At 56.1% G+C, this 21,892-nt stretch carries 17 protein-coding genes and 1 pseudogene; 4 read left to right on the top strand and 14 right to left on the bottom strand.

What is annotated here, in order from left to right; all coding sequences use genetic code 11:
• Positions 1 to 36: 36 nt before the first annotated feature.
• Positions 37 to 2,274 (bottom strand): sensor domain-containing phosphodiesterase, encoded by a 2,238-nt coding sequence (locus DSD31_RS06720; protein WP_048024164.1) that lies wholly within the window; start codon positions 2,272 to 2,274, stop codon positions 37 to 39.
• Between the two features lie 352 nt (positions 2,275 to 2,626).
• Here DSD31_RS06720 and DSD31_RS06715 point away from each other — a divergent pair, with 352 nt between their 5' ends.
• Positions 2,627 to 2,818, top strand: coding sequence for a YfgG family protein (locus tag DSD31_RS06715; RefSeq protein WP_015583719.1), 192 nt, complete (start codon positions 2,627 to 2,629; stop codon positions 2,816 to 2,818).
• A 42-nt stretch (positions 2,819 to 2,860) separates the two neighbouring features.
• Here DSD31_RS06715 and DSD31_RS06710 read toward each other — a convergent pair.
• Positions 2,861 to 3,780, bottom strand: a pseudogene (locus DSD31_RS06710) (LysR family transcriptional regulator).
• Positions 3,781 to 3,852: 72 nt separating this feature from the next.
• Between DSD31_RS06710 and DSD31_RS06705 the strand changes: the two are divergent.
• Positions 3,853 to 5,055, top strand: a complete 1,203-nt coding sequence (locus DSD31_RS06705; protein WP_113990918.1) for an MFS transporter — start codon at positions 3,853 to 3,855, stop codon at positions 5,053 to 5,055.
• Between the two features lie 26 nt (positions 5,056 to 5,081).
• On the opposite strand, the gene DSD31_RS06700 is transcribed toward DSD31_RS06705, so the two are convergent.
• Positions 5,082 to 5,966, bottom strand: coding sequence for a LysR family transcriptional regulator (locus tag DSD31_RS06700; protein WP_048024168.1), 885 nt, complete (start codon positions 5,964 to 5,966; stop codon positions 5,082 to 5,084).
• A gap of 94 nt (positions 5,967 to 6,060) precedes the next feature.
• On the opposite strand from DSD31_RS06700, the gene DSD31_RS06695 reads away from it, so the two are divergent.
• Positions 6,061 to 7,053 (top strand): nitrilase family protein, encoded by a 993-nt coding sequence (locus tag DSD31_RS06695; RefSeq protein WP_075808328.1) that lies wholly within the window; start codon positions 6,061 to 6,063, stop codon positions 7,051 to 7,053.
• 64 nt (positions 7,054 to 7,117) lie between these two features.
• Here the strand turns inward: DSD31_RS06695 and guaA are convergent, their stop codons facing one another.
• Positions 7,118 to 8,695, bottom strand: a complete 1,578-nt coding sequence (gene guaA / locus DSD31_RS06690; RefSeq protein ID WP_004866242.1) for a glutamine-hydrolyzing GMP synthase — start codon at positions 8,693 to 8,695, stop codon at positions 7,118 to 7,120.
• A gap of 65 nt (positions 8,696 to 8,760) precedes the next feature.
• On the bottom strand, positions 8,761 to 10,227 hold the full coding sequence (gene guaB, locus DSD31_RS06685) for an IMP dehydrogenase (protein ID WP_004866245.1): 1,467 nt from the start codon (positions 10,225 to 10,227) through the stop codon (positions 8,761 to 8,763).
• A gap of 158 nt (positions 10,228 to 10,385) precedes the next feature.
• On the opposite strand from guaB, the gene xseA reads away from it, so the two are divergent.
• Positions 10,386 to 11,756 carry an exodeoxyribonuclease VII large subunit gene (gene xseA / locus DSD31_RS06680; RefSeq protein ID WP_113990917.1) on the top strand — a complete coding sequence of 457 codons (1,371 nt, stop codon included), beginning with the start codon at positions 10,386 to 10,388 and terminating at the stop codon, positions 11,754 to 11,756.
• Between the two features lie 6 nt (positions 11,757 to 11,762).
• On the opposite strand, the gene DSD31_RS06675 is transcribed toward xseA, so the two are convergent.
• The 9 genes from DSD31_RS06675 to rlmN form a co-directional block, all read right to left on the bottom strand.
• A complete protein-coding gene (locus DSD31_RS06675) occupies positions 11,763 to 11,981 on the bottom strand; it encodes a zinc ribbon domain-containing protein (protein WP_071359709.1) in 219 nt (72 codons plus the stop codon).
• 49 nt (positions 11,982 to 12,030) lie between these two features.
• A complete protein-coding gene (locus DSD31_RS06670) occupies positions 12,031 to 13,122 on the bottom strand; it encodes a Gfo/Idh/MocA family oxidoreductase (protein ID WP_069476531.1) in 1,092 nt (363 codons plus the stop codon).
• Positions 13,123 to 13,259: 137 nt separating this feature from the next.
• Positions 13,260 to 14,738: a ribosome biogenesis GTPase Der gene (gene der / locus DSD31_RS06665; RefSeq protein WP_004866324.1), complete on the bottom strand. Its 1,479-nt coding sequence runs from the start codon at positions 14,736 to 14,738 to the stop codon at positions 13,260 to 13,262.
• A 192-nt stretch (positions 14,739 to 14,930) separates the two neighbouring features.
• Positions 14,931 to 16,109: an outer membrane protein assembly factor BamB gene (gene bamB / locus DSD31_RS06660; protein ID WP_004866328.1), complete on the bottom strand. Its 1,179-nt coding sequence runs from the start codon at positions 16,107 to 16,109 to the stop codon at positions 14,931 to 14,933.
• Positions 16,110 to 16,119: 10 nt separating this feature from the next.
• On the bottom strand, positions 16,120 to 16,740 hold the full coding sequence (locus DSD31_RS06655; protein WP_113990916.1) for a YfgM family protein: 621 nt from the start codon (positions 16,738 to 16,740) through the stop codon (positions 16,120 to 16,122).
• 34 nt (positions 16,741 to 16,774) lie between these two features.
• Positions 16,775 to 18,049, bottom strand: coding sequence for a histidine--tRNA ligase (gene hisS, locus DSD31_RS06650; protein WP_004866334.1), 1,275 nt, complete (start codon positions 18,047 to 18,049; stop codon positions 16,775 to 16,777).
• A 91-nt stretch (positions 18,050 to 18,140) separates the two neighbouring features.
• The gene (ispG, locus tag DSD31_RS06645; RefSeq protein ID WP_004866336.1) at positions 18,141 to 19,262 is read right to left on the bottom strand and encodes a flavodoxin-dependent (E)-4-hydroxy-3-methylbut-2-enyl-diphosphate synthase; all 1,122 of its coding nucleotides are present in this window, start codon (positions 19,260 to 19,262) and stop codon (positions 18,141 to 18,143) included.
• A gap of 26 nt (positions 19,263 to 19,288) precedes the next feature.
• Positions 19,289 to 20,257: a cytoskeleton protein RodZ gene (gene rodZ / locus DSD31_RS06640; protein WP_113990915.1), complete on the bottom strand. Its 969-nt coding sequence runs from the start codon at positions 20,255 to 20,257 to the stop codon at positions 19,289 to 19,291.
• 272 nt (positions 20,258 to 20,529) lie between these two features.
• A complete protein-coding gene (rlmN, locus tag DSD31_RS06635; RefSeq protein ID WP_004866345.1) occupies positions 20,530 to 21,696 on the bottom strand; it encodes a dual-specificity RNA methyltransferase RlmN in 1,167 nt (388 codons plus the stop codon).
• Between the last annotated feature and the right edge of the window lie 196 nt (positions 21,697 to 21,892).

The raw sequence follows: 21,892 nt of genomic DNA, 5'->3' as shown, positions 1-21,892 counted from the left end.
GGCCGGGTTGCTCTCACCCGGCCCGCTTCTTCCCCATCAGCTCGCTTCAGCCGTTACCGCCGTCACCAGAGACGCCAGTGGAACCGGCTGGCCAATCTCGTACCCCTGCAGATAATCAATCCCCAATGACAGCGCCGCCTGTCGAATCTCCGGCGTTTCCACACACTCCGCCACCACCTGCATATTCTTCATCCGCGCCAGATGGCAAATCGATGCCACGACCTGGTAATCAAGACTGCTGGAGTGCAAATTACGAATAAAGCTACCGTCAATCTTCAGCAGATCAACGTTCAGCGTTTTCAGGCGCGCGTAGCTGGCGTAGCCGGTACCAAAGTCATCGATCGCCACCCGACATCCCAGCGCCTGCAAATGCGCCAGCGTTTGCCGTGCCTGCTCAGGGTTGCTGAGCGAGTGGTTTTCCGTTAACTCAAATAATAACTGCCACGGTTCAACATGATACTGCGCCAGCAGCCGCTCCACTTCGCCGGGAAACTGGCTCCGGCTGACGGAGACCGGCGAAAGATTCACCGCCAGCCGCAGACCGGGTAAAATTGTCCGCTGCTGGTTCATAAAGGCGAGCGTATTCTCCAGTACCCACAGGTCAATACGGGATGACAGGCCAAACTCATGCGCCACCGGGAGGAAATCATCCGGGTAAATGAGCTCCCCGTCATCTCCCGCCATGCGCAGCAGAACTTCATAATAGTTGTCACCGCGAATACCGACGATCGGCTGCGCCATCAGACAAAAATGGTTCTGCTCCAGCGCCTGCTGGATCTGGTTCATCATCACCACTTTATCCCGTAAGCCGTGCTGAATATGTATAGCCCCGCGACGCTGCATATTTTCTGGCTGGCCGCTGGTCAGAGACATATCAGCAATGTTATTCAGCTCGCCTAAAAGCAAATAGAGGTGCTTCACCGGTGAGCGCACGCTGCAGTAACTAATCCCTACCGCGGGCTGCAGAGGTATACCGTCCCAGATAAAGCGAAACCGTTGGATACGTTCATCCAGCGCGGCAATGCGCGCCTTATGATCGCCGCTGTTCAGACGGAGCACCAGATCGTGTCCAGCCAGATGGTGAACGGCCTCGTTCGGCTGGAGTAAATCGCCCAGATGTTCAGCCAGTTTTTGTTTATATTGAATGCGCAGCATAACGCCATAATGGCGCCCCAGCAGCTCCAGCTCAGGAATGCGTAAAAAGCACAGCACCGACCACATTGCGCTGTCCAACGACCGACTCAGCGCCCGTAAATTGGGCATATGGACAACCGGATCGAGAAAAGCCATCCGCCGTACCCTGGCATGAATCAGACGCTGCCGGGTCGCCAGCATGGCCATATAAGTAATAATAAAAGAGAACACCAGATAGCTCGAAGAGGTTATGGCCAGCTGATGGGCATATCCCGGAGAGAAAGGCAAATAGCGATAATGAAAGTGAATAATGATGATTAAAACCGGCGTCCAAATCATTGCGATACAGCGATAGCCAAAGCGCATCGCGCCCCACAACATTACCGGCATGAGTAATGACAATGTATAGTTTGTGCTAAATATCGTACTCTGACCATTCAGCGGTATTAATAACAAACCCAATAACATTAACAATGTTATCGACCATAAAACAAATTCACCACATTTTATTTTTGGATCAACCTGTAACTTCGCCTGTGAAATAAAACTACGCAGATAAAAAGGATTGCGAAGAATACGAATCAATAAATAGCACAGCGGAACGCCGGTTAAACCGCCTACCATCAAGGCCTGAAAAGTAATCAGGGAGCGTAAACTTAGCGGATCGATCCCGACCAGCCCCGTCGTCCGCGGATGCATGCCGAGATACTCGGCAATCTGAGAAAGTATGAGAAAAATGAGCGATGGCAGCAGCATCTGCCAGAACAGGCGATACGGCATCAGGCTCACGTTACCGTGGTAAATATGCTGGCGGCGCGGCACAAAAATCCGATAGCCGCCCCAGCACAAAACCGCCGGGATAAGAAAATGGAAAACGACCACAATCGCCTCCCACGGATTCATTCCCCGGGCCACGGTGCACAGCAGACCGATGATAATACCGGGCAGCGCTGCCACATCAAAAAACAGCATAAGACTCTGGACCAGCGCCAACGGTAAATAGTAAAGCGAAACTTCACTACCATCCAGCACGGCATAGGAATTTGCCCCTCGCGCCAGAGGCAGTAAAAGCAGGGGTAAAATCAGCGGAAGCGCCCACCATTTATCCCGATACAGTCTGTATTGTTTAATTATTTTCATTGATGCTCTACAGATAACCCAAATTCCCGCTGGGTATATTCAGGTAGGCATCCAACCTAACCATCCTAGCCGCATAAGGAATACCTACGCGGAACAGGCAAGAGATTTTAGTTATCAGCACACGCGGACTGTTGATATAAATCAATAAATCTTTTAGCTATGATTAATAAAGCTTATTTTTATGCGTCTGTTCGAATGAAAGAAAAAGGATGTGAATGTGATAATTATCTTACATAACATTAAGTAATGTTTGAGCGGCGGATTTTTACATCCCCATCAATTGACCCTGCTGCATTCCTGTGCCTTAATACCCTTATCGCCCCAGTTGTGGGTATACCTCAAGGAACCTTTTGTGAGTCAGGCACCCAGTATGCGTAAACGACATCGATTTAACCGTCGCATGACCCGTATCGTACTGCTTATCAGCTTTATCTTCTTCTTTGGACGCTTTGTCTACTCTTCTATTGGCGCCTGGTATCATCATCAGGACAAGATCGAGTCCCAGCAATCGACGATCCCGGTTGATACCACGCCGCGGGAATAAGCCAGCACATTACGGTGCCAGCCAGTACGGCATAACATTGCTTTAAACGGTAAACTGCACCTCTCGCAGCAGGCGCAGCATCTCGCCGATCCCTTTGCTGAGAATTTTATCCTGACGCATCACGACCCCCAACTGACGGTGGAGTAGTGGCGTCAGCGATTGAACGCGTAACCCCTGCCGATCGTCATGATGCGCCACCGCCATGCGTGGAACAATGCTGTATCCCAGTCCGGCGCGCACCATTCGCTTGATGGCTTCAATGCTGCCCAGCTGCATCACCGGCGAAATATCCCGCCCGCTGGCACGAAACCAGCCATCAATCAGCTCCCGGGTTCCGCTCCCGGCCTCAAAGGCAATCAGCGGCAGCGCCTGCAGCACTTCCGCCGTCAGCTCCAGCGGCAGCGCATCCTGTCCACAGGCAAAAATAAACACAAACTCCTCATCCACCAGCGGATCTATTGCCAGGTTGCGCCCGTGGGCCGGAAGCGTGACCAGTCCGAGATCGAGTCGGTTCTCCTCCACGGCGCGCACGATATCCAGCGTATTTCCGGTCGTCACGCCTACCGTCAGCAGCGGATGCGCCTGCCGCAGCTGCTGTAAGACCGGCGGTAAAAGATGTATGCAGGCCGTGGCCCCCGTTCCGAGCGTTATCGCGCCGCTGATTTCGCGATTAAACTCGCTCACCGACAGTACCGCCGCGCTGACCGCCCGTTCAATATTGTCACCGTGAGCCAGCAGAGCCATACCGGCCGCCGTCGCTTTAATCCCCCGTCCGGTCCGCTCAATCAGCCGGGTCTGCAGAAACTGTTCCAGCTGACGTACCTGCAGGCTGACCGCGGGCTGCGATAGCCCCAGGACATCCGCAGCAGCCGAGAAGCTCCCCCGCTGTACCACCAGCCGGAAAGTAGCCAGATGTCCCAGATTAAGCGTCGTCATCTCAAAGTTTCTCTTATAAGGGTCATAAACCAACGAGTCTGCCTGCACAATAGCGCGCAGGTTATGCTGCCGGCAACTGCATAACAGACTGAGATACGATGAAAAATATGGAAAACAGACGCGCCGCGTCCGGCATGCTGACGCTTGCCGCTGGATGCAATCAGCTGATTAACTGGGGGATCTCATTTTATATGCCGGGCACTTTTTCCCGGGCTATCGAGCAGGACACCGGCTGGCCAACGACGCAAATCTACCTCGGCCTGACGATCGCCATGTTGATAATGGCGTCGATCTCCCCGTTTGTCGCCCGCCTGCTGGCCCGGTTTGGCGGCCAGCACATTGTGGTCAGCGGCACGCTGGCGATCGCCGCAGGATGCTTCATCATGGCGGCCGTACCGACTCTCTCCGGTTGGCTGGGCGCCTGGCTACTTACCGGTATCGGAATGCGTCTGGCGCTGTATGATACGCTGTTTGCCGCGCTGGTGAATCTTTACGGTCAGCAGGCAAGACGCACCATTTCCCGCGTGACGCTGGCTGGCGGCCTGGCTTCCGCTCTGTTCTGGCCACTGGGCGCATTTTTGCTGACGATGATGAGCTGGCGGGAGGCGCTGCTGGTTTATGCCCTGCTGGGCCTGTTCAGCGCGCTGCTGCTCTGGCGAATGCCGAACGCCAGGCGACCCGCGGCGATACGGCCAGAAGCGCACCGGCCCGCTTCCCGCCAGCAGAGACAGGTTGCTCTGCTGTATGCGGCGCTGATCGCGCTGGTGACATTTGTTTCTAATGGAACCTCCACCCACCTGCCGGAATTTATCGCCCACTACGGTCTGCCGGTGGCGGCGGGGATGCTTTGGGGCATTGGCCAGACCGGCGCCCGCTTTCTGGAGGTCGCCTCGGGTTCGGTGCTCACGCCACTTCGACTTACGCTGCTGACCACGTTGCTGATGCCGGTCTGTTTCGCCCTTGGCCTGAGCGGGCCTTATCTCCTCGGCACCGCCGGCGGATTTGTGCTGGGCTATGGCGCTATCAATGGGTTAACGACGGTATTTAAAGCCACGCTACCGCTAGAGCTTTTTGCCGCCGAGGATTACGCCAGACGCACCGGTATCCTGTTGATCCCCGCCCAGCTGCTGGCTGCCGCCTCCCCGTTTGCCTACGCCTGGTTAACTCAGCAGTTCGGGGTTCAGGGAAGCTTAGGTTTTTCCGCTGCGCTGACGCTGGTGGTCGCCGCGCTGGCGCTCGCCATTGCCCGGAGCCAGTCCCGTCGGCCACCCGAGACGATGCCGGTAGCCATTGATTCCTGAGCTTCGTGGCGATACCTGCACGCCCCTTAGCGAGGAGGTATCTCCCCGTTTTTCCGACAGACCATTGCGATAAAACGATCGCGGACGGCGTCCGCCGCCTGAGGATTCCAGGCCAGGCCAACCTGCCATTGCGCGCCCTCCCCCGTCACGGTAACGAGCTTTATGCCTGCCGGCAGAAGATGACATGCGCCGGCAGGAAGCAGCGCAACACCATTTCCGGCGGCAACCAGCGCCAGCAGGGTGTGAATATCGTCAGCATCCGTCACGATGTCAGCGGACAGGCGGTTGATTTGCAGGAAATGCGCCGTTTGCTCTGCTAACCCCCGGCCGCGCCGTGGGTTAATTTGCAGCAGCGGGAACTGTCGGAGCACCGAGGCGATATCCGGGAGCGCCTCCGTTGCGCCAGCGGGCACGGCAAGCACCAGGCTCTCTTCCATCAGCGCCCGGGCCTCCAGCGCCTCCGGAACAGGCATCCGCACGAACCCGGCATGCAGCTGCCCCTCCAGTAACATTCGATACTGCTCGTGGGAAGCGATATCGTTGAGGGAGACCTCAATATCGGGAAACTGCTGGCGAAAGGCTTTAACTTGCGCCGGGGCCAGCTGGAAGGTTGAGATGCCGAACCCCAGCGCCAGCGTGCCGACGTTTCCGCGCCGGACCTGCTCCGTCCAGGCACAAAACTGGTCATGCTGCGCTACAAAATGGCAGGCCTGAGAATAGATAGCCTCCCCCGCCGCGGTCAGCTGCGCTCCCTGCCGCCCCCGCTGAAAAAGAGTCATGCCCGTCAGATGTTCCAGGGTCTGGATTTGTTTCGTCAGCGCCGGCTGGGTCAAACAAAGCCTCTCCGCCGCCGCATGGTAGCGTCGCAGCTGGGCCAGAGTGACGAACGCCCGTATTAATCTGATGTCCATTCCAGTCCCTTATCAAACGCGGAGAAAGCGTGATTATACATCCTGTGTCTCTGCTGGCGTAATGAGCTCAGTTTTTCGCAACGAGAAGAGACCTATGAACAACGAACTCCAGGTGGCTACGGTACAGTTCTGCCACCGCGCTAATGATAAGTCCTATAACCTGGGCATTATGGAACGCTTTATTCATCAGGCAGCCGGCGAAGGGACCCGCATTCTGGCCTTTCCCGAAATGTGCATTACCGGATACTGGCACGTTATCGATCTCAGCGCCGAGGAGGTAAGCTCGCTGGCCGAGACCATTGACGACAGTCCTTCCCTGGCGAGAATTGCCCGCCTGGCGCAAAGTTATGAGATGGCGATTGGCGTAGGGCTGATTGAAAGAGCGAGTGACGATCGTCTGTATAACACCTACGTCGTTTGTATGCCGGATGGCCAGAGGCATATCCACCGCAAGCTGCACGCCTTTGAACATCCGGCGATAGACCGGGGGAATAGCTTCACCGTCTTCGATACGCCGTGGGGAGTGAAAGTTGGCGTTCTGATCTGCTGGGACAATAACCTGACGGAAAATGCCCGGGCTACCGCGCTGCTGGGCGCGGATATTCTGCTGGCCCCCCATCAAACCGGCGGCACGAACTCCCGCAGCCCGTTCGGGATGAAGCCCGTTCCCGTTGCCCTTTGGCAGAACCGGTATCAGGATCCTGACGCGCTGAAAGCCGCATTTCAGGGCCGTAACGGTCGGGAATGGTTGCTCCGCTGGCTGCCCTCAAGAGCGCATGATAATGGGATGTTTATCTTATTCAGCAATGGCGTCGGGCTGGACAACGGGGAGGTGCGTACCGGAAATGCGATGATTATCGATCCCTATGGCCGCATTATTGCCGAGACCGATGCGTTTGAAGACACCCTGGTCTGCACCACGCTGGATTTAAACCTGCTGGCCATGTCCACAGGCCGACGCTGGATTCACGGCAGACGCCCCGAGCTCTATGCGATTCTGAGCCAGAATCAGGGTTATGAACGCGATGCCCGCAGCGCGCGTTTCTCAACGGAAGTGCCGCAGTTCAGCGATAACACTCAGCATTAATCCGGCGGTCAAAAAGAAAAGCCCCCTGATAAAACAGAGGGCTTCGTTTAACCACGCCGGGGAGTTATTCCCACTCGATGGTTGCCGGCGGCTTGCCGCTGATGTCATAGACGACGCGGGAAATGCCGTTCACTTCGTTGATAATGCGGTTGGAAACGCGGCCAAGGAAGTCATATGGCAGGTGCGCCCAGTGGGCGGTCATAAAGTCGATGGTTTCGACCGCACGCAGGGAAACGACCCAGTCGTACTTACGGCCATCGCCCATTACGCCGACAGAGCGGACCGGCAGGAACACGGTGAACGCCTGGCTCACTTTGTTGTACAGGTCAGCTTTATGCAGCTCTTCGATGAAGATAGCATCCGCACGACGCAGCAGATCGCAGTACTCTTTCTTCACTTCGCCCAGTACGCGAACGCCGAGACCCGGCCCCGGGAACGGATGACGGTACAGCATGTCGTACGGCAGGCCCAGCTCCAGACCAATCTTACGCACTTCGTCTTTGAACAGCTCACGCAGCGGTTCAACCAGCCCCATTTTCATCTCTTTCGGCAGGCCGCCCACGTTGTGGTGAGATTTGATGACGTGTGCTTTACCGGTTGCAGACGCTGCGGATTCGATGACATCCGGGTAGATGGTTCCCTGCGCCAGCCATTTAACATCTTCCAGCTTCAGCGCTTCTTCGTCGAACACTTCGACGAACACGCGGCCGATGATTTTACGTTTGGCTTCCGGATCGTTCTCGCCTTTCAGCGCGTCCAGGAAGCGCTTCTCGCCTTCCACGTGAACGATGTTCAGACCGAAGTGATCACCGAACATGTCCATAACCTGCTGGGCTTCGTTCAGACGCAGCAGACCATTGTCCACGAAGACGCAGGTCAGGTTTTTACCGATAGCGCGGTGCAGCAGCATGGCGGTCACGGAGGAGTCCACGCCGCCGGAGAGGCCGAGGATCACTTTGTCATCGCCAACCTGCTGGCGGATACGCTCAACGGCATCGTCGATGATTTTTGCCGGCGTCCACAGGGCTTCACACTGGCAGATGTCACGCACGAAGCGCTCCAGCATACGCATACCCTGACGGGTGTGGGTCACTTCCGGATGGAACTGCACGCCATAGAAGCGTTTTTCTTCGTTCGCCATGATGGCAAACGGGCAGCTTTCAGTGCTGGCAACGGTTACGAAGTCAGACGGGATCGCGGTGACTTTGTCGCCGTGGCTCATCCAGACGTCGAGCAGCGGTTTACCTTCAGCGGTCAGGGAGTCTTCGATACCGCGCACCAGCGCGCTATCGGTAACAACTTCAACCTGCGCATAGCCGAACTCGCGCTCATTAGAGCCTTCTACGTGGCCGCCCAGCTGCATTGCCATGGTCTGCATACCGTAGCAAACGCCAAACACCGGTACACCGGCTTCGAAAACATACTGCGGCGCGCGCGGGCTGTTATGTTCAGTGGTGCTTTCCGGGCCGCCGGAAAGAATGATGCCGCTAGGATTGAACTCACGAATCTGAGCTTCCGTTACGTCCCAGGCCCACAGCTCGCAATATACCCCTAATTCACGTACGCGACGCGCAACCAACTGGGTGTACTGAGAACCGAAGTCCAGGATTAGAATGCGATGTTTATGAATGTTATCCGTCATTGACGTTTATTCCAGAGCAGTAGCGATTAAATAAAATCGCCCGGCGCATGACCGGGCGATGAAAATCAGGAGCCCATGCGGTAGTTCGGGGATTCCTTGGTGATCGTCACGTCGTGAACGTGACTTTCCTGGATGCCAGCACCGCTGATACGCACGAATTCCGCTTTAGTACGCAGGGTGTCGATGGTACCACAACCGGTCAGCCCCATACAGGAGCGCAGGCCACCCATCTGCTGGTGAATGATCTCTTTCAGGCGACCTTTATAAGCAACGCGGCCTTCGATACCTTCCGGCACCAGTTTGTCCGCGGCGTTGTCGCTCTGGAAGTAACGGTCAGAAGAGCCTTTGGACATCGCACCCAGAGAACCCATACCGCGATAAGATTTGTAAGAACGCCCCTGGTAGAGCTCGATTTCACCCGGGGACTCTTCGGTGCCCGCCAGCATGGAGCCGACCATCACGGCAGCAGCACCAGCAGCGATTGCTTTGGCGATATCGCCGGAGAAACGGATACCGCCATCGGCGATAACCGGAATGCCGGTACCTTCCAGCGCTTCTACCGCGTCTGAGACGGCGGTAATCTGCGGGACACCAACGCCGGTGACGATACGGGTAGTACAGATAGAACCAGGGCCGATACCTACTTTCACCGCGCTCACGCCCGCTTCAGCCAGGGCACGCGCGCCGGCGCCGGTAGCCACGTTACCGCCGATGATTTGCAGGTCAGGATATTTAGCACGGGTTTCACGAATGCGCTGCAGAACGCCTTCAGAATGGCCGTGGGAGGAGTCGATCAGCAGAACATCAACGCCTGCAGCAACCAACGCATCTACGCGCTCTTCGTTGCCCGCGCCTGCGCCAACCGCTGCACCGACGCGCAGACGACCATGCTCATCTTTACACGCATTCGGCTTACGTTCCGCTTTCTGGAAATCTTTAACGGTAATCATGCCGCGCAGATGGAAGCCAGCATCAACAACCAGCGCTTTTTCAACGCGTTTTTCGTGCATTTTGGCAAACACGACTTCGCGGCTTTCGCCTTCACGCACGGTAACCAGACGCTCTTTCGGCGTCATGTAAACGCTGACGGGCTGGTTCAGGTCGGTCACGAAGCGAACGTCGCGACCGGTGATGATACCGACCAGTTCGTTGTCTTCGGTCACTACCGGATAACCGGCAAAACCGTTACGCTCGGTCAGCACTTTTACTTCACGCAGGGTGGTTGTAGGCAGTACGGTCTGCGGATCGGAAACCACGCCGGACTCATGTTTCTTCACGCGGCGAACTTCTTCCGCCTGACGCTCGATGGACATGTTTTTGTGAATAAAGCCGATGCCGCCTTCCTGTGCCAGGGCAATTGCCAGGCGCGCTTCTGTTACGGTATCCATGGCTGCGGAGAGCATAGGAATATTCAGACGAATGGTTTTCGTCAGCTGGGTGCTGAGATCGGCAGTATTCGGCAGAACGGTAGAATGAGCGGGAACGAGGAGGACGTCGTCAAACGTCAGAGCTTCTTTAGCGATACGTAGCATGGGCAATATCTCGACCAGGGTGGATAAATATTGCCGTGGCATTATACAGAGCGTAACCGATTGCATCTACCCTTTTTTGAAAATAATACTTGCGATCGTCCATCAGCAGGTTACTATCGACTGAATAACCTGCTGATTTAAAATTTGATCTTGCTCACATGTTACCATCTCAATCCCCTGCAATTTTCACGGTCAGCCGCCTAAATCAGACGGTTCGCCTGCTGCTGGAACAGGAAATGGGTCAGGTCTGGATCAGCGGCGAGATCTCCAACTTCAGCCAGCCCTCTTCCGGCCACTGGTACTTCACCTTAAAAGACGATAACGCCCAGGTGCGCTGCGCGATGTTCCGCAACAGCAACCGTCGGGTCACTTTTCGCCCGCAGCACGGCCAGCAGGTACTGGTGCGTGCCAATATCACCCTGTATGAGCCGCGCGGCGACTATCAGATTATCGTTGAGAGTATGCAGCCTGCCGGCGAAGGGCTGTTACAGCAAAAGTATGAACAGTTAAAAGCGCTGCTGGCGGCGGAAGGTCTTTTCGATCAGCAGTATAAGCAAGCCCTCCCCTCCCCTGCGCGCTGCGTGGGCGTCATCACCTCGAAAAGCGGCGCGGCGCTACACGACATTCTGCACGTGCTGAAAAGACGCGATCCGTCGCTGCCGGTCGTTATCTACCCCACGCCGGTTCAGGGCGACGATGCGCCAGGGCAAATCGTTCGCGCCATAGAATTAGCCAACCTTCGCGAAGAGTGCGATGTGCTGATCGTTGGCCGCGGCGGCGGTTCTCTGGAAGATTTATGGAGCTTCAACGATGAGCGGGTAGCGCGGGCGATTTTTGCCAGCCGCATCCCGGTCGTCAGCGCCGTCGGCCATGAAACCGACGTCACCATCGCCGATTTTGTCTCCGACCTGCGGGCGCCAACCCCTTCAGCGGCCGCAGAGATTGTCAGCCGCAATCAGCAGGAGCTGCTGCGCCAGCTGCAATCCGGACAGCAGCGTCTGGAAATGGCGATGGACTATTTTATCGCCAACCGTCACCGTCGTTTTACCCAGCTGTTCCATCGTCTTCAGCAACAGCATCCGCAGCTACGATTAGTGCGCCAGCAAACGGCGCTGGAAAGGCTACGGGAGCGAATGCGCCTTGCGCTTGAGACGCAGATGAAACGCGCCGATCAGCGTCAACAACGCGTCATTCAGCGTCTGAACATGCAAAACCCGCAGCCGCGCATCCACCGTCATCAGTCGCGCATTCAGCAACTCGAATACCGCCTCGCCGAGAGCATCCGTTCGCGTTTAAGCGAGCGCCGCGAGCGCTTCGGCAACGCGGTGACCCATCTGGAGGCGGTGAGTCCGCTGGCAACGCTGGCCCGCGGCTATAGCGTCACCTCAGCCAGCGACGGCAAAGTGCTGAAGCAAACCAAACAGGTGAAGGCAGGCGATATGCTGACCACTCGTTTAAATGACGGCTGGGTCGCAAGCGAAGTCAAAACGATTACGCCCGTGAAGAAAACCCGGGCGAAGAAAAAGTAACAACGGTTATTCTACCGCCGCCCACTCCACGCGTTTTTTCGAAATCAGCCCGTGCCCGTTCTGGCAAAAATAATCCACTGCGCCACACGCTTTTAAAACCTCCAGCGGTTTGTGGCAATCCGGGCAGCGGGCTTGCAGGGCAAACGCTTTCGCACAGTGCTGACAGCGTGCATTCTGATCCTCTACTGACAACGGCGCGCGACAGATGGGGCATGCAAGTTCCATGATGATTCCTTACCGAATGTTCGTCCGCCCAGTTTACCACGGCGGTGGTTCAGTGTGGCCCACGCAATTGCTGCTGTAGCTCAAGCAAGAGCGCCACTTCGTTGATCCGTCGCTGCGTTAACCGGGACACTTCCTCAGGAGCGCGAACAAACAGGCTCTCTGTTCCCAGAATATGCTCGCCCAGGCAATGCTCATAGATAGCGCCCGGACGCCGCCAGCGCTCAATACGATCGCCAGCAATCAGCTCCACCACTTCGCAATTATCGCGCCGGTCCTGATTGATAATGCGCCCATCGCGTAGCCAGATGCGCAGCCCTTTTTGTCCTCCCGCCGGTCCGGCATATTTGTTCAGCCAGATATTGAGCGGGATGCCGCTGAGTTGCCCCTGCAGATGGGCCTTGCCTTCCGCGGTTTGCGTATCTCCCCGGGCAATGGCATGGCCCAGGCGATCGCTGACCTGCCGGACTTCAAGGTGCATCTCATCCGTCCCACCACAGTAGCGGATTGTTTCGCGCAGCATCGCCAGCACATGCGTACCAATATCAAGAATCACGCCGTCAGGATGACGCAGCTGGCGCGTATCCGGCTCACCGGTGGCAAAATTGAGCGCCACGGGCTCGCCCTGGTCGTTAAATCCGCTGGGCTCCTGCAAAAATCCGTCAATACGGGCGATATCCTGGATTGATGACAGCAGAGGCCGACGGGGCTGCGCCGCATCTTCCCCCTGCCAGCGCTCGTCCAGCTCACCCAATGCCAGCTTCAGCGCACCGTCCCGCGCCATCCAGTGATCGAGCGCCAGTACCCGCCGCGCATGCTGCGGCTCGTTGAGCAGCTCACGCAGACGGGTCATTTGTTCAAGAGTCGCAACAACCGGTTTTTCCACCACAATGCGCGGACAGGCTGATGCCAGCGCCGCCTCCAGCACCGGAAGATGCTGCAACGACGCGGTGGTGATAAATAGCAGATCTAACGGCTTTCCGAGCACTGCCGCTAGTGACGCACAGCGGGTTATTCCCGGTAATCTTCTGCCAGGATTCGCATCGAAACCCCAGCATTCGTTCATGGGGATCCCCAAATGCCTCAGCGCGGGAAGATAAGCGGTTTCGACTACCGCGCCCAGCCCAACAAATCCAGTCTGCATAGTGACCTGCCAGTAAGTCGGTGGAAATAATATGGGTATTATACACATCGAACGGGCGGCGAACGTGGATTCACCAATGTCGCGAGTTGTTACGAGATAAAAAAAACCCGCCAGCGGCGGGTTTCTCTATTACTGGATTACTTGCTTTTCTTGATGTGTTTAATCAAGCGTTTACGCTTACGCATCTGGTTCGGCGTCAGGGTATTGCGTTTGTTGGCAAACGGGTTTTCCCCTTCTTTGAACTGGATACGAATTGGCGTACCCATTACGTCCAGCGACTTGCGGAAGTAGTTCATCAGGTAACGCTTATAGGAGTCCGGCAGATCTTTTACCTGATTACCGTGGATGACCACAATCGGCGGGTTATAACCGCCGGCATGGGCATATTTCAGTTTCACGCGACGACCACGCACCAGCGGCGGCTGATGATCTTCTGCCGCCATGGTCATGATACGGGTCAGCATCGCCGTCCCGACGCGACGGGTCGCGCTGTCATACGCTTCGCGTACGGATTCGAACAGGTTACCTACGCCGCTGCCGTGCAGTGCGGAGATAAAGTGGATACGTGCAAAGTCAATGAAGCCCAGACGGAAGTCCAGCGTCTCTTTAACCTGCTCTCTCACTTCCTGGCTCAGGCCATCCCACTTGTTGACCACAATCACCAGCGAACGGCCACTGTTGAGGATAAAACCAAGCAGAGAAAGATCCTGGTCGGAAATCCCTTCACGCGCATCGATAACCAGCATCACCACGTTGGCATCTTCAATGGCCTGCAGCGTTTTGATGACCGAGAATTTTTCGACCACGTCGGTAATTTTACCGCGCTTACGCACGCCCGCGGTGTCGATGAGCACGTATTCACGTTCATCGCGCTGCATCGGAATGTAGATACTGTCGCGCGTGGTTCCCGGCATGTCGTAGACCACCACGCGGTCTTCGCCCAGGATACGGTTGGTCAGCGTGGATTTACCCACGTTCGGACGACCCACAATCGCCAGCTTAATCGGCAGATCTTGCGGGTTGAAGTCGTCTTCCGGCTCTTCCGCTTCTTCACCGTTCTGTTCCGCTTCAAACTGCGCCCAGTACGCCGCATCTTCATCGACCTCTTCCGACGGGTCGATCTCTTCGGCCCACGGCAACAGGACGTGCTCCAGCAGGCTGGTCACGCCGCGACCGTGAGACGCAGCGATCGGATGGATATCCCCGAGACCCAGCGACCAGAAGTCGGCAATGGCCTGATCGGCATCAATGCCGTCGGTTTTGTTCGCCACCAGGAAAGTCGGCTTTTCACGCGAGCGAAGATGTTTGGCGATCGCGGTATCAGCAGGCATCAGGCCCGCACGCGCATCGACCATAAACAGCACGACGTCCGCCTCTTCAATCGCCAACAGCGACTGTTCAGCCATACGGGTTTCAACGCCATCTTCTGTGCCATCGATACCGCCGGTATCGATACAGATAAATTCACGACCTTCAACTTCAGCACGACCGTACTTACGGTCACGAGTCAGCCCCGGGAAATCCGCGACCAACGCATCACGAGTGCGCGTCAAACGGTTGAAAAGCGTGGATTTTCCAACATTAGGGCGCCCGACAAGCGCGACCACAGGTATCATGTTAAATGCCTCTTACAAATTGCTATGCAACATCGATTTAACGACGTTTTTAAAAAAGTCAAAACGGCCCCTGTCTGCCAGGAGCCGTTTCTCAATTCGCACTATACCCGTTGTCTCTCAGTGAACGTCGCCGCCGGCTGCGTTGCCGGCCGCCGCGAAGAAACTCAAGAGCCGCGGGGTAAGCCGCCACGACTAACGCGTAATAGAATACAGCGTGCCGTCGGTTGCCTGGATCAGCAGTCGACCATCGGCTACCACCGCGTCGGTACGGAAGCCGGAGCTATCCACTTTCTGCTGAGCCACAAAGTGACCATCTTCCGGGTTCACCCAGTGCATATAGCCTTCACTATCACCGACCACCAGGTTGCCATTATACAACACCGGCGCGGTCAGCAGGCGATGCAATAGATCGCTTTGCGTCCACAGCGTCACGCCACCTTCGGTGGAGAGCGCCAGGATGCGGTCATTCTGATCGACCAGGTAGATACGGTTGCCGTCAACGATAAAGTCGTTCACGGAACCCAGCTCACGCTTCCACATGATCTGGCCGCTGCGCAGATCCAGCGCGGTCAGGTTGCCATTATACGCCAGCGTGTATACCACACCGTTGACGATAACCGGGGTCGTATCGACGTCATTCAGACGATCGATTTCCGTCGGTCCGGTCGCCTGGGAGATACGCTGCTGCCAGATAATCTGCCCTTGCTGCATCAGCACGGCGCTAACGCGACCGTTATCGCCGCCAACGATGGCTGCGCCATAGGCGGTCGCCGGAGCAGATTCACCGCGCAGAGAGAGCGCCGGCATATCCAGGTTAACGGTCCACTTCACCGCCCCATCCGCTTCATTCAGCGCCTGCAGCTGACCGTTACTGGTGTGAACCAGAACCATGCCGTCGCTGACGACCGGGCGAGAAATCGCTTCACCCGCAACGCGAGCCTGCCACGCCACCGTACCATCGCTGGTATTCAGGGCGAACAGCTGCGCTTTTTCGCTGCCGATATAGACATGACCACCGGAAACGGTGATACCGCCAGAGAGCAGCGCAGGCGTGCGAGAGAACCAGCCGTCTTTTTCAGCCAGGTTCACCGACCACACCTCTTTCCCGTCGTCAGCGTTCAGCGCTTTGACGGTGCCCTTACGATCGGCCGCATAGACTACGCCGTCGGCAAAAGCCGGGTGCAGGTTAGAATAGAAATCGCCGATACCATCGCCAACAGAGGTGCTCCAGGACGTGGACGGCGTAAACTGATTTTCCACCGTCGGCAGCGGTGACATTTTCACCACATCTTCTTCGCTGTTAAACAACGAACAACCGCTTAATAAGGTAACGGAAAGCAGCCCTGGCAAAAGTAATTTACGCAATTGCATCGAGTCCCTCTCAGATGGACAGATTATTTATTTTCATACGCATCATTTCGCTGAGCGCAGGTGAAGCATCGCTTTTCACGCCAGCTTCCCAGGCCGCGCGAGCGCCTTGCTTATCGCCTTTGTTAAGCAGAATCTCACCACGGAGATCGGCAACAATAGCGACCCAGCCTTCACCTTTAATACCATCAAGGGTTTTCAGCGCTTCATCAGGTTTCTTCAGCTGCAGCTGCACACGCGCAAGACGCATATTGATAACCGACTTCAGGTTATCATCCGGCGCGGCGGCCAGGCCCTGCTGAAGCTGCTTTTCGGCATTTTGCAGATCGTTCTTATCGACAAAACGCTGGGCCAGCTCCAGAGAAGCAAACGCGCCATAGCTGTTTTTGCTATCGGCAGCAAACTTTTCCGCCAAACCGATCGCTTCCGGCTTGTCTGATTTGAGCGCGGAAATGGCGTTTTCATAGGCTAAAGAGGATTCTCTCGCCGTATCCTGCTGATGCGAACTCCAGTAGCGCCAGCCAACCAACGCGCCAATCCCTAAAATCACACCAACGGCCAGCGCTTTGCCATTTTCGGCAAAGAAACGCTTGAGCGCATCGACCTGATCGTTTTCGTTGTTATACGTTTCCACGCAGTCCTTCTCCTGACTAATGATTCCCGGGAGATTAACCCAGAAGTGCGCGCAAATGCGCAGCAACGCTATCCTGCGTTACGGTAGTTTGCTCACCTGAGCGTAAATCCTTCACTACCACGTTTCCGTCAGCAATTTCTGATTCACCGACCACCAGAGCAACGCGAGCGCCCCATTTATCCGCGCGGGCAAACTGTTTCTTAAAGTTGCCGCCGCCGTGGTTGGTCATCAGCTTAGCGCCGGGCAGCTCATCGCGAACCCGCTCAGCCAGACGCATCGCTGCAGACTGGGTATCGGTTCCGGAAGCCACCAGGTATATATCGACAACAGGATCGGCTTTAAATTCCGGATTTACTGCCTGAACCAGTAAAACAAGACGTTCCAGCCCCATAGCGAAGCCTACGGCCGGCGTTGCGCGCCCGCCCAGCTGCTCTACCAGACCATCATAACGACCGCCGGCACAGACCGTTCCCTGGGAACCGAGGCTGGTGGTGACCCACTCAAACACGGTACGGTTATAATAATCCAGGCCGCGCACCAGGCGCTGATTGACGGTATAGCGAATCCCAGCATCGTCCAGCAGGGCACACAGGCCCGCGAAATGCGCTCTGGAGTCTTCGTCCAGGTAGTCGCCCAGCGCAGGCGCATCGTTGAGCAGCGCCTGTACTTCCGGATTTTTGGAATCGAGGACGCGCAGCGGGTTGGTATACATGCGGCGTTTGCAGTCTTCGTCGAGCTTATCTTTAAACTGCTCAAGATAGGCGACCAGCGCATCGCGATAGGTTGCACGCGCTTCCAGCGAACCGATGGAGTTCAGCTCCAGCGCAACGTGGTCAGCGATGCCCAGCTCACGCCACCAGCGAGCGGTCAGCATGATCAGCTCAGCATCGATATCCGGACCCTGCAGGCCAAAGACTTCAACGCCCATCTGGTGGAACTGGCGATAGCGCCCTTTCTGCGGACGTTCGTGGCGGAACATCGGTCCGACGTACCACAGACGCTGTTCTTGATTGTACAGGAGACCATGTTCGATGCCGGCACGTACGCAGCCCGCCGTCCCTTCCGGACGCAGCGTCAGGCTATCGCCATTGCGGTCCTCAAAGGTGTACATCTCTTTTTCAACCACGTCGGTCACTTCGCCGATCGCGCGTTTGAATAACGGGGTCTGCTCTACAATCGGCAAACGGATTTCGCTGTAACCGTAGCTGCCGAGCACCTGTTTCAGTGAGCCTTCAATGCGCTGCCAGAGAGCGGTCTCGCCCGGCAGATAATCGTTCATGCCACGGATGGCTTGAATGTTCTTTGCCACGTTTATTCTCTTTATTTATATACAAAAATGAACCCCGACGCCGCGCGTCTGCGGGTTCAATCATACACGGGAAGTGATACACCGCCCCGGATTATTTCTCTTCAACCTGCTGAACATTGATGCGACGCGCTTCATCAAGCATCGAGGCTTTAGCACGAATCCGTGCTTCCAGCTGATCGATCATATCGTCGTTGTCCAGCCTGTCTTTACGCACGCCATCTTCATAGAGGCCGCTTTTTTTATTGCCGCCGGTCACGCCAAGCGTTGAAACCAGCGCTTCGCCCGGACCGTTCACCACGCAACCGATAATCGAAATATCCATCGGCGTAATAATGTCTTCCAGACGTTGCTCCAGCGCGTTAACGGTGCCGATAACGTCGAACTCCTGACGCGAACAGGTCGGGCAAGCGATGAAGTTGATCCCGCGGGCGCGGATGCGCAGGGATTTCAGAATGTCGAAACCGACCTTGATCTCTTCAACCGGATCCGCCGCCAGGGAAACGCGCAGGGTATCGCCGATCCCTTCAGACAGCAGCAGCCCCAGGCCGATCGCCGACTTCACCGCGCCGCTGCGGGCGCCGCCGGCTTCAGTGATCCCAAGGTGCAGCGGCTGATCGATCTGCTTCGCCAGCAGACGATAAGATTCCACCGCCAGGAAGACATCGGAAGCCTTCACGCTGACCTTAAAGCGATCGAAGTTGAGACGATCGAGATGATCGACATGACGCATGGCTGATTCCAGCAGCGCCTGCGGCGTTGGTTCGCCGTACTTTTCCTGCAGATCTTTTTCCAGCGAACCGGCGTTGACGCCGATACGGATAGGAATATTTTTATCGCGGGCGCAATCAACCACCATGCGGATACGTTCTTCGTTTCCGATGTTGCCCGGGTTGATACGCAGGCAGTCCACACCGTACTCCGCCACTTTCAGGGCAATACGGTAGTCAAAGTGGATATCGGCGACCAGCGGGACGTTGACCTGCTGCTTGATGAGCCTGAACGCTTCCGCTGCATCCATCGTCGGAACGGAGACGCGGACGATATCCGCGCCAACGCGCTCTAAGGCTTTGATTTGGTTTACCGTCGCAGCCACATCGGTGGTGCGAGTATTGGTCATCGACTGTACGGCGATGGGAGCACCATCGCCAATCGGCACATTCCCAACGTAAATACGTTTTGATTTTCTACGTTGAATCGGAGCCTGGTTATGCATGAAAAATCTCCCGCGTTACCCGTCTGTTACTGCGCCGGTGATGTTTCGGCATTAAGGGTCAGACGCGCAACCTGGTTAGTTCTGATAAAACGACTCAAATCGACGGGTTTACCCAGATACTGAATCTGTACCGCTGCCGGTGCGCCAATTTTCAGCTTATAAGGCGCCTGACCGCTCAGGTTCAGATTACCGCCCTTACGTTGCAAACCGCTGAACAGTTTTTTACCGGTTGCATCGCTCACTTCCAGCCAGCAGTCGGCAGAGAAGTTCAGGACCAAATCCTGGGCCGCAGCGGCGGTAGCGGCGGCATTAGCCGGGGCGGTTGGCAGTGGAGAGGTCGGCGCCGCGGCAGTCGGTGCGCTATCCACATTGGCCTGAGACGGCGCCACAACGGCGTTATTATCAACCGGCGCCTGGGTAGAGGCCATCGGCGCAGGGGTGGTATCAACCGGCGCGCTGTTGGCAGTGCTGTCCGCTGCCGTGCTGCCGGCACCGGTATCCAACGGAATACTCTGGCTGCTGTCGCCCGCATTCAGTTCAGCGGTTGACTGGTCGGCCATTGAGGTAATTTCTTCCTGCTGGGCCTTATGGTCTTGCCACCACCAGGCGCCGCTGAGGCCAATGACCACAAACAGCACCAGCCAGGTGAAGCTCATCAGCCAGCCGTCACGCTTTTTACGGCGTTTTCCCAGGGAGAAGCTCTGCATCGGCGCAACTTTCGCGGCACGAATCGGGGCCTGTTTTGCCATCATTGGCAGCAGTTCATCTTCCGGAATGTGCACAAGGCGCGCATAGGAGCGGATGTAGCCGCGCAGGAACGTAGAGGCCAGGTCGGCCGGCGCCTTGTCGTCTTCAATATCACGAACCGTGGAAACTTTCAGGCATAAGCGCTCCGCCACCGCTTGCTGGCTGAGTCCGAGTTGTTCACGGGCATGACGTAGACGCGCGCCCGTCGTATTTGCTTCTTGATGGTCTTGAGTGGCTTCAGTGTTCATTCGACAACTACTGGTACGTGAATTTAAAGTTCAGCGCCGGTTAACCCCGCGCCGCGAAACATCTGCTAAACGTCACACGAAGAGTATAAGTCCGTATGACCCACTATCACAGATACTTATCAATATTGAATGCTAAGCGGTTGTAGTGCCGCTACATACTGCCTCAAAGTCGACAAAAACGCACCGTAATTATTGCCCGAATCAGCGTATTTCGCCTGGCGATTAGGCATAAATCCGCAGCGCATGCTTCATGCCGTGCGCTGCGTCATTTATCAGACCGTCTTCACATCGATGGCTTCGCCCTGCATGCGTTTACGCAGCGTACGCTTGGTCCGGTCGATAACATCGCCGGCCAGCTGTCCACAGGCGGCGTCAATGTCATCGCCGCGCGTTTTACGCACGATAGTGGTAAAGCCATATTCCATCAGCACCTTGGAGAAACGGTCGATACGGCTGTTTGAACTACGGCCGTACGGCGCCCCCGGGAACGGGTTCCAGGGAATCAGGTTGATCTTGCACGGCGTATCTTTCAACAGCGCCGCCAGTTCATGGGCATGCTCGGTACCATCGTTGACGTGATCCAGCATGACGTACTCAATGGTGACGCGACCCTGGTTAGCGTTGGATTTCGAAATATAGCCGCGAACCGAGTTCAGGAAGGTCTCAATATTATATTTCTTGTTGATCGGCACGATCTCATCACGAATCGTATCGTTGGGGGCGTGCAGGGAGATCGCCAGCGCCACGTCGATCATATCGCCGAGCTTATCCAGCGCCGGGACCACGCCAGAAGTAGAAAGCGTCACGCGACGTTTCGACAGGCCAAAACCGAAATCGTCCAGCATGATTTCCATCGCCGGAACGACGTTAGTCAGGTTCAGCAGCGGCTCGCCCATCCCCATCATCACCACGTTGGTGATCGGGCGTTGGCCGGTAATTTTGGCCGCACCGACGATTTTCGCCGCGCGCCATACCTGGCCGATAATTTCTGAAACCCGCAGATTGCGGTTAAAACCCTGCTGCGCGGTCGAGCAGAATTTACACTCTAAAGCGCACCCAACCTGCGACGAAACGCACAGCGTCGCACGATCGTCTTCCGGAATATAGACCGTTTCCACGCGCTGATCGCCGACGGCAATCGCCCATTTAATGGTACCGTCGCTGGAGCGCTGCTCCTCAACGACTTCCGGCGCGCGAATCTCCGCGACTTCCTTCAGCTTGTTGCGCAGCACCTTGTTGATATCGGTCATATCATCAAAGTTGTCGCTGCAGTAGTGATACATCCATTTCATCACCTGATCGGCGCGGAAGGGTTTTTCACCCATGTTTTTGAAAAACTCGCGCATCTGCTGACGGTTCAGGTCCAGCAGGTTGATTTTGGCATCTTTGTTCGGCACCGTCAGAGCGGCGGTATCAGGTGTGACAATATGTTCAGACATAATCTATTCCGGCCTCGTTGTTACACGTTATGGCCCCAGGAGGGTTGAAAAAAGAAACGCCCCTATGAACGAGTGCTCGTCCAGGGGCGCTGCATTGTACAAATTCTGCTGCATCAATACCACGTTTGCACGCGGCAATGATGAAAAAATCTGTTGCTGCGTACTTCATCCTCTATGGCTTTTCGATTGGCGAAAA

This window comes from Klebsiella sp. X13, assembly GCF_003323835.1.
Lineage (GTDB): Bacteria > Pseudomonadota > Gammaproteobacteria > Enterobacterales > Enterobacteriaceae > Klebsiella > Klebsiella ornithinolytica.
The sequence above is the reverse complement of the archived record's forward strand: the minus strand, read 5'-3'. Positions and strand labels throughout refer to the sequence as shown.

Coding starts and splice junctions, on each gene's coding strand:
- DSD31_RS06720 (WP_048024164.1), bottom strand. CDS start 2,274: ATGAAAATAATTAAACAATACAGACTGTATCGGGATAAATGGTGGGCG.
- DSD31_RS06705 (WP_113990918.1), top strand. CDS start 3,853: ATGAAAAATATGGAAAACAGACGCGCCGCGTCCGGCATGCTGACGCTT.
- DSD31_RS06700 (WP_048024168.1), bottom strand. CDS start 5,966: ATGGACATCAGATTAATACGGGCGTTCGTCACTCTGGCCCAGCTGCGA.
- DSD31_RS06695 (WP_075808328.1), top strand. CDS start 6,061: ATGAACAACGAACTCCAGGTGGCTACGGTACAGTTCTGCCACCGCGCT.
- guaA (WP_004866242.1), bottom strand. CDS start 8,695: ATGACGGATAACATTCATAAACATCGCATTCTAATCCTGGACTTCGGT.
- guaB (WP_004866245.1), bottom strand. CDS start 10,227: ATGCTACGTATCGCTAAAGAAGCTCTGACGTTTGACGACGTCCTCCTC.
- xseA (WP_113990917.1), top strand. CDS start 10,386: ATGTTACCATCTCAATCCCCTGCAATTTTCACGGTCAGCCGCCTAAAT.
- DSD31_RS06675 (WP_071359709.1), bottom strand. CDS start 11,981: ATGGAACTTGCATGCCCCATCTGTCGCGCGCCGTTGTCAGTAGAGGAT.
- DSD31_RS06670 (WP_069476531.1), bottom strand. CDS start 13,122: ATGCAGACTGGATTTGTTGGGCTGGGCGCGGTAGTCGAAACCGCTTAT.
- der (WP_004866324.1), bottom strand. CDS start 14,738: ATGATACCTGTGGTCGCGCTTGTCGGGCGCCCTAATGTTGGAAAATCC.
- bamB (WP_004866328.1), bottom strand. CDS start 16,109: ATGCAATTGCGTAAATTACTTTTGCCAGGGCTGCTTTCCGTTACCTTA.
- ispG (WP_004866336.1), bottom strand. CDS start 19,262: ATGCATAACCAGGCTCCGATTCAACGTAGAAAATCAAAACGTATTTAC.
- rodZ (WP_113990915.1), bottom strand. CDS start 20,257: ATGAACACTGAAGCCACTCAAGACCATCAAGAAGCAAATACGACGGGC.
- rlmN (WP_004866345.1), bottom strand. CDS start 21,696: ATGTCTGAACATATTGTCACACCTGATACCGCCGCTCTGACGGTGCCG.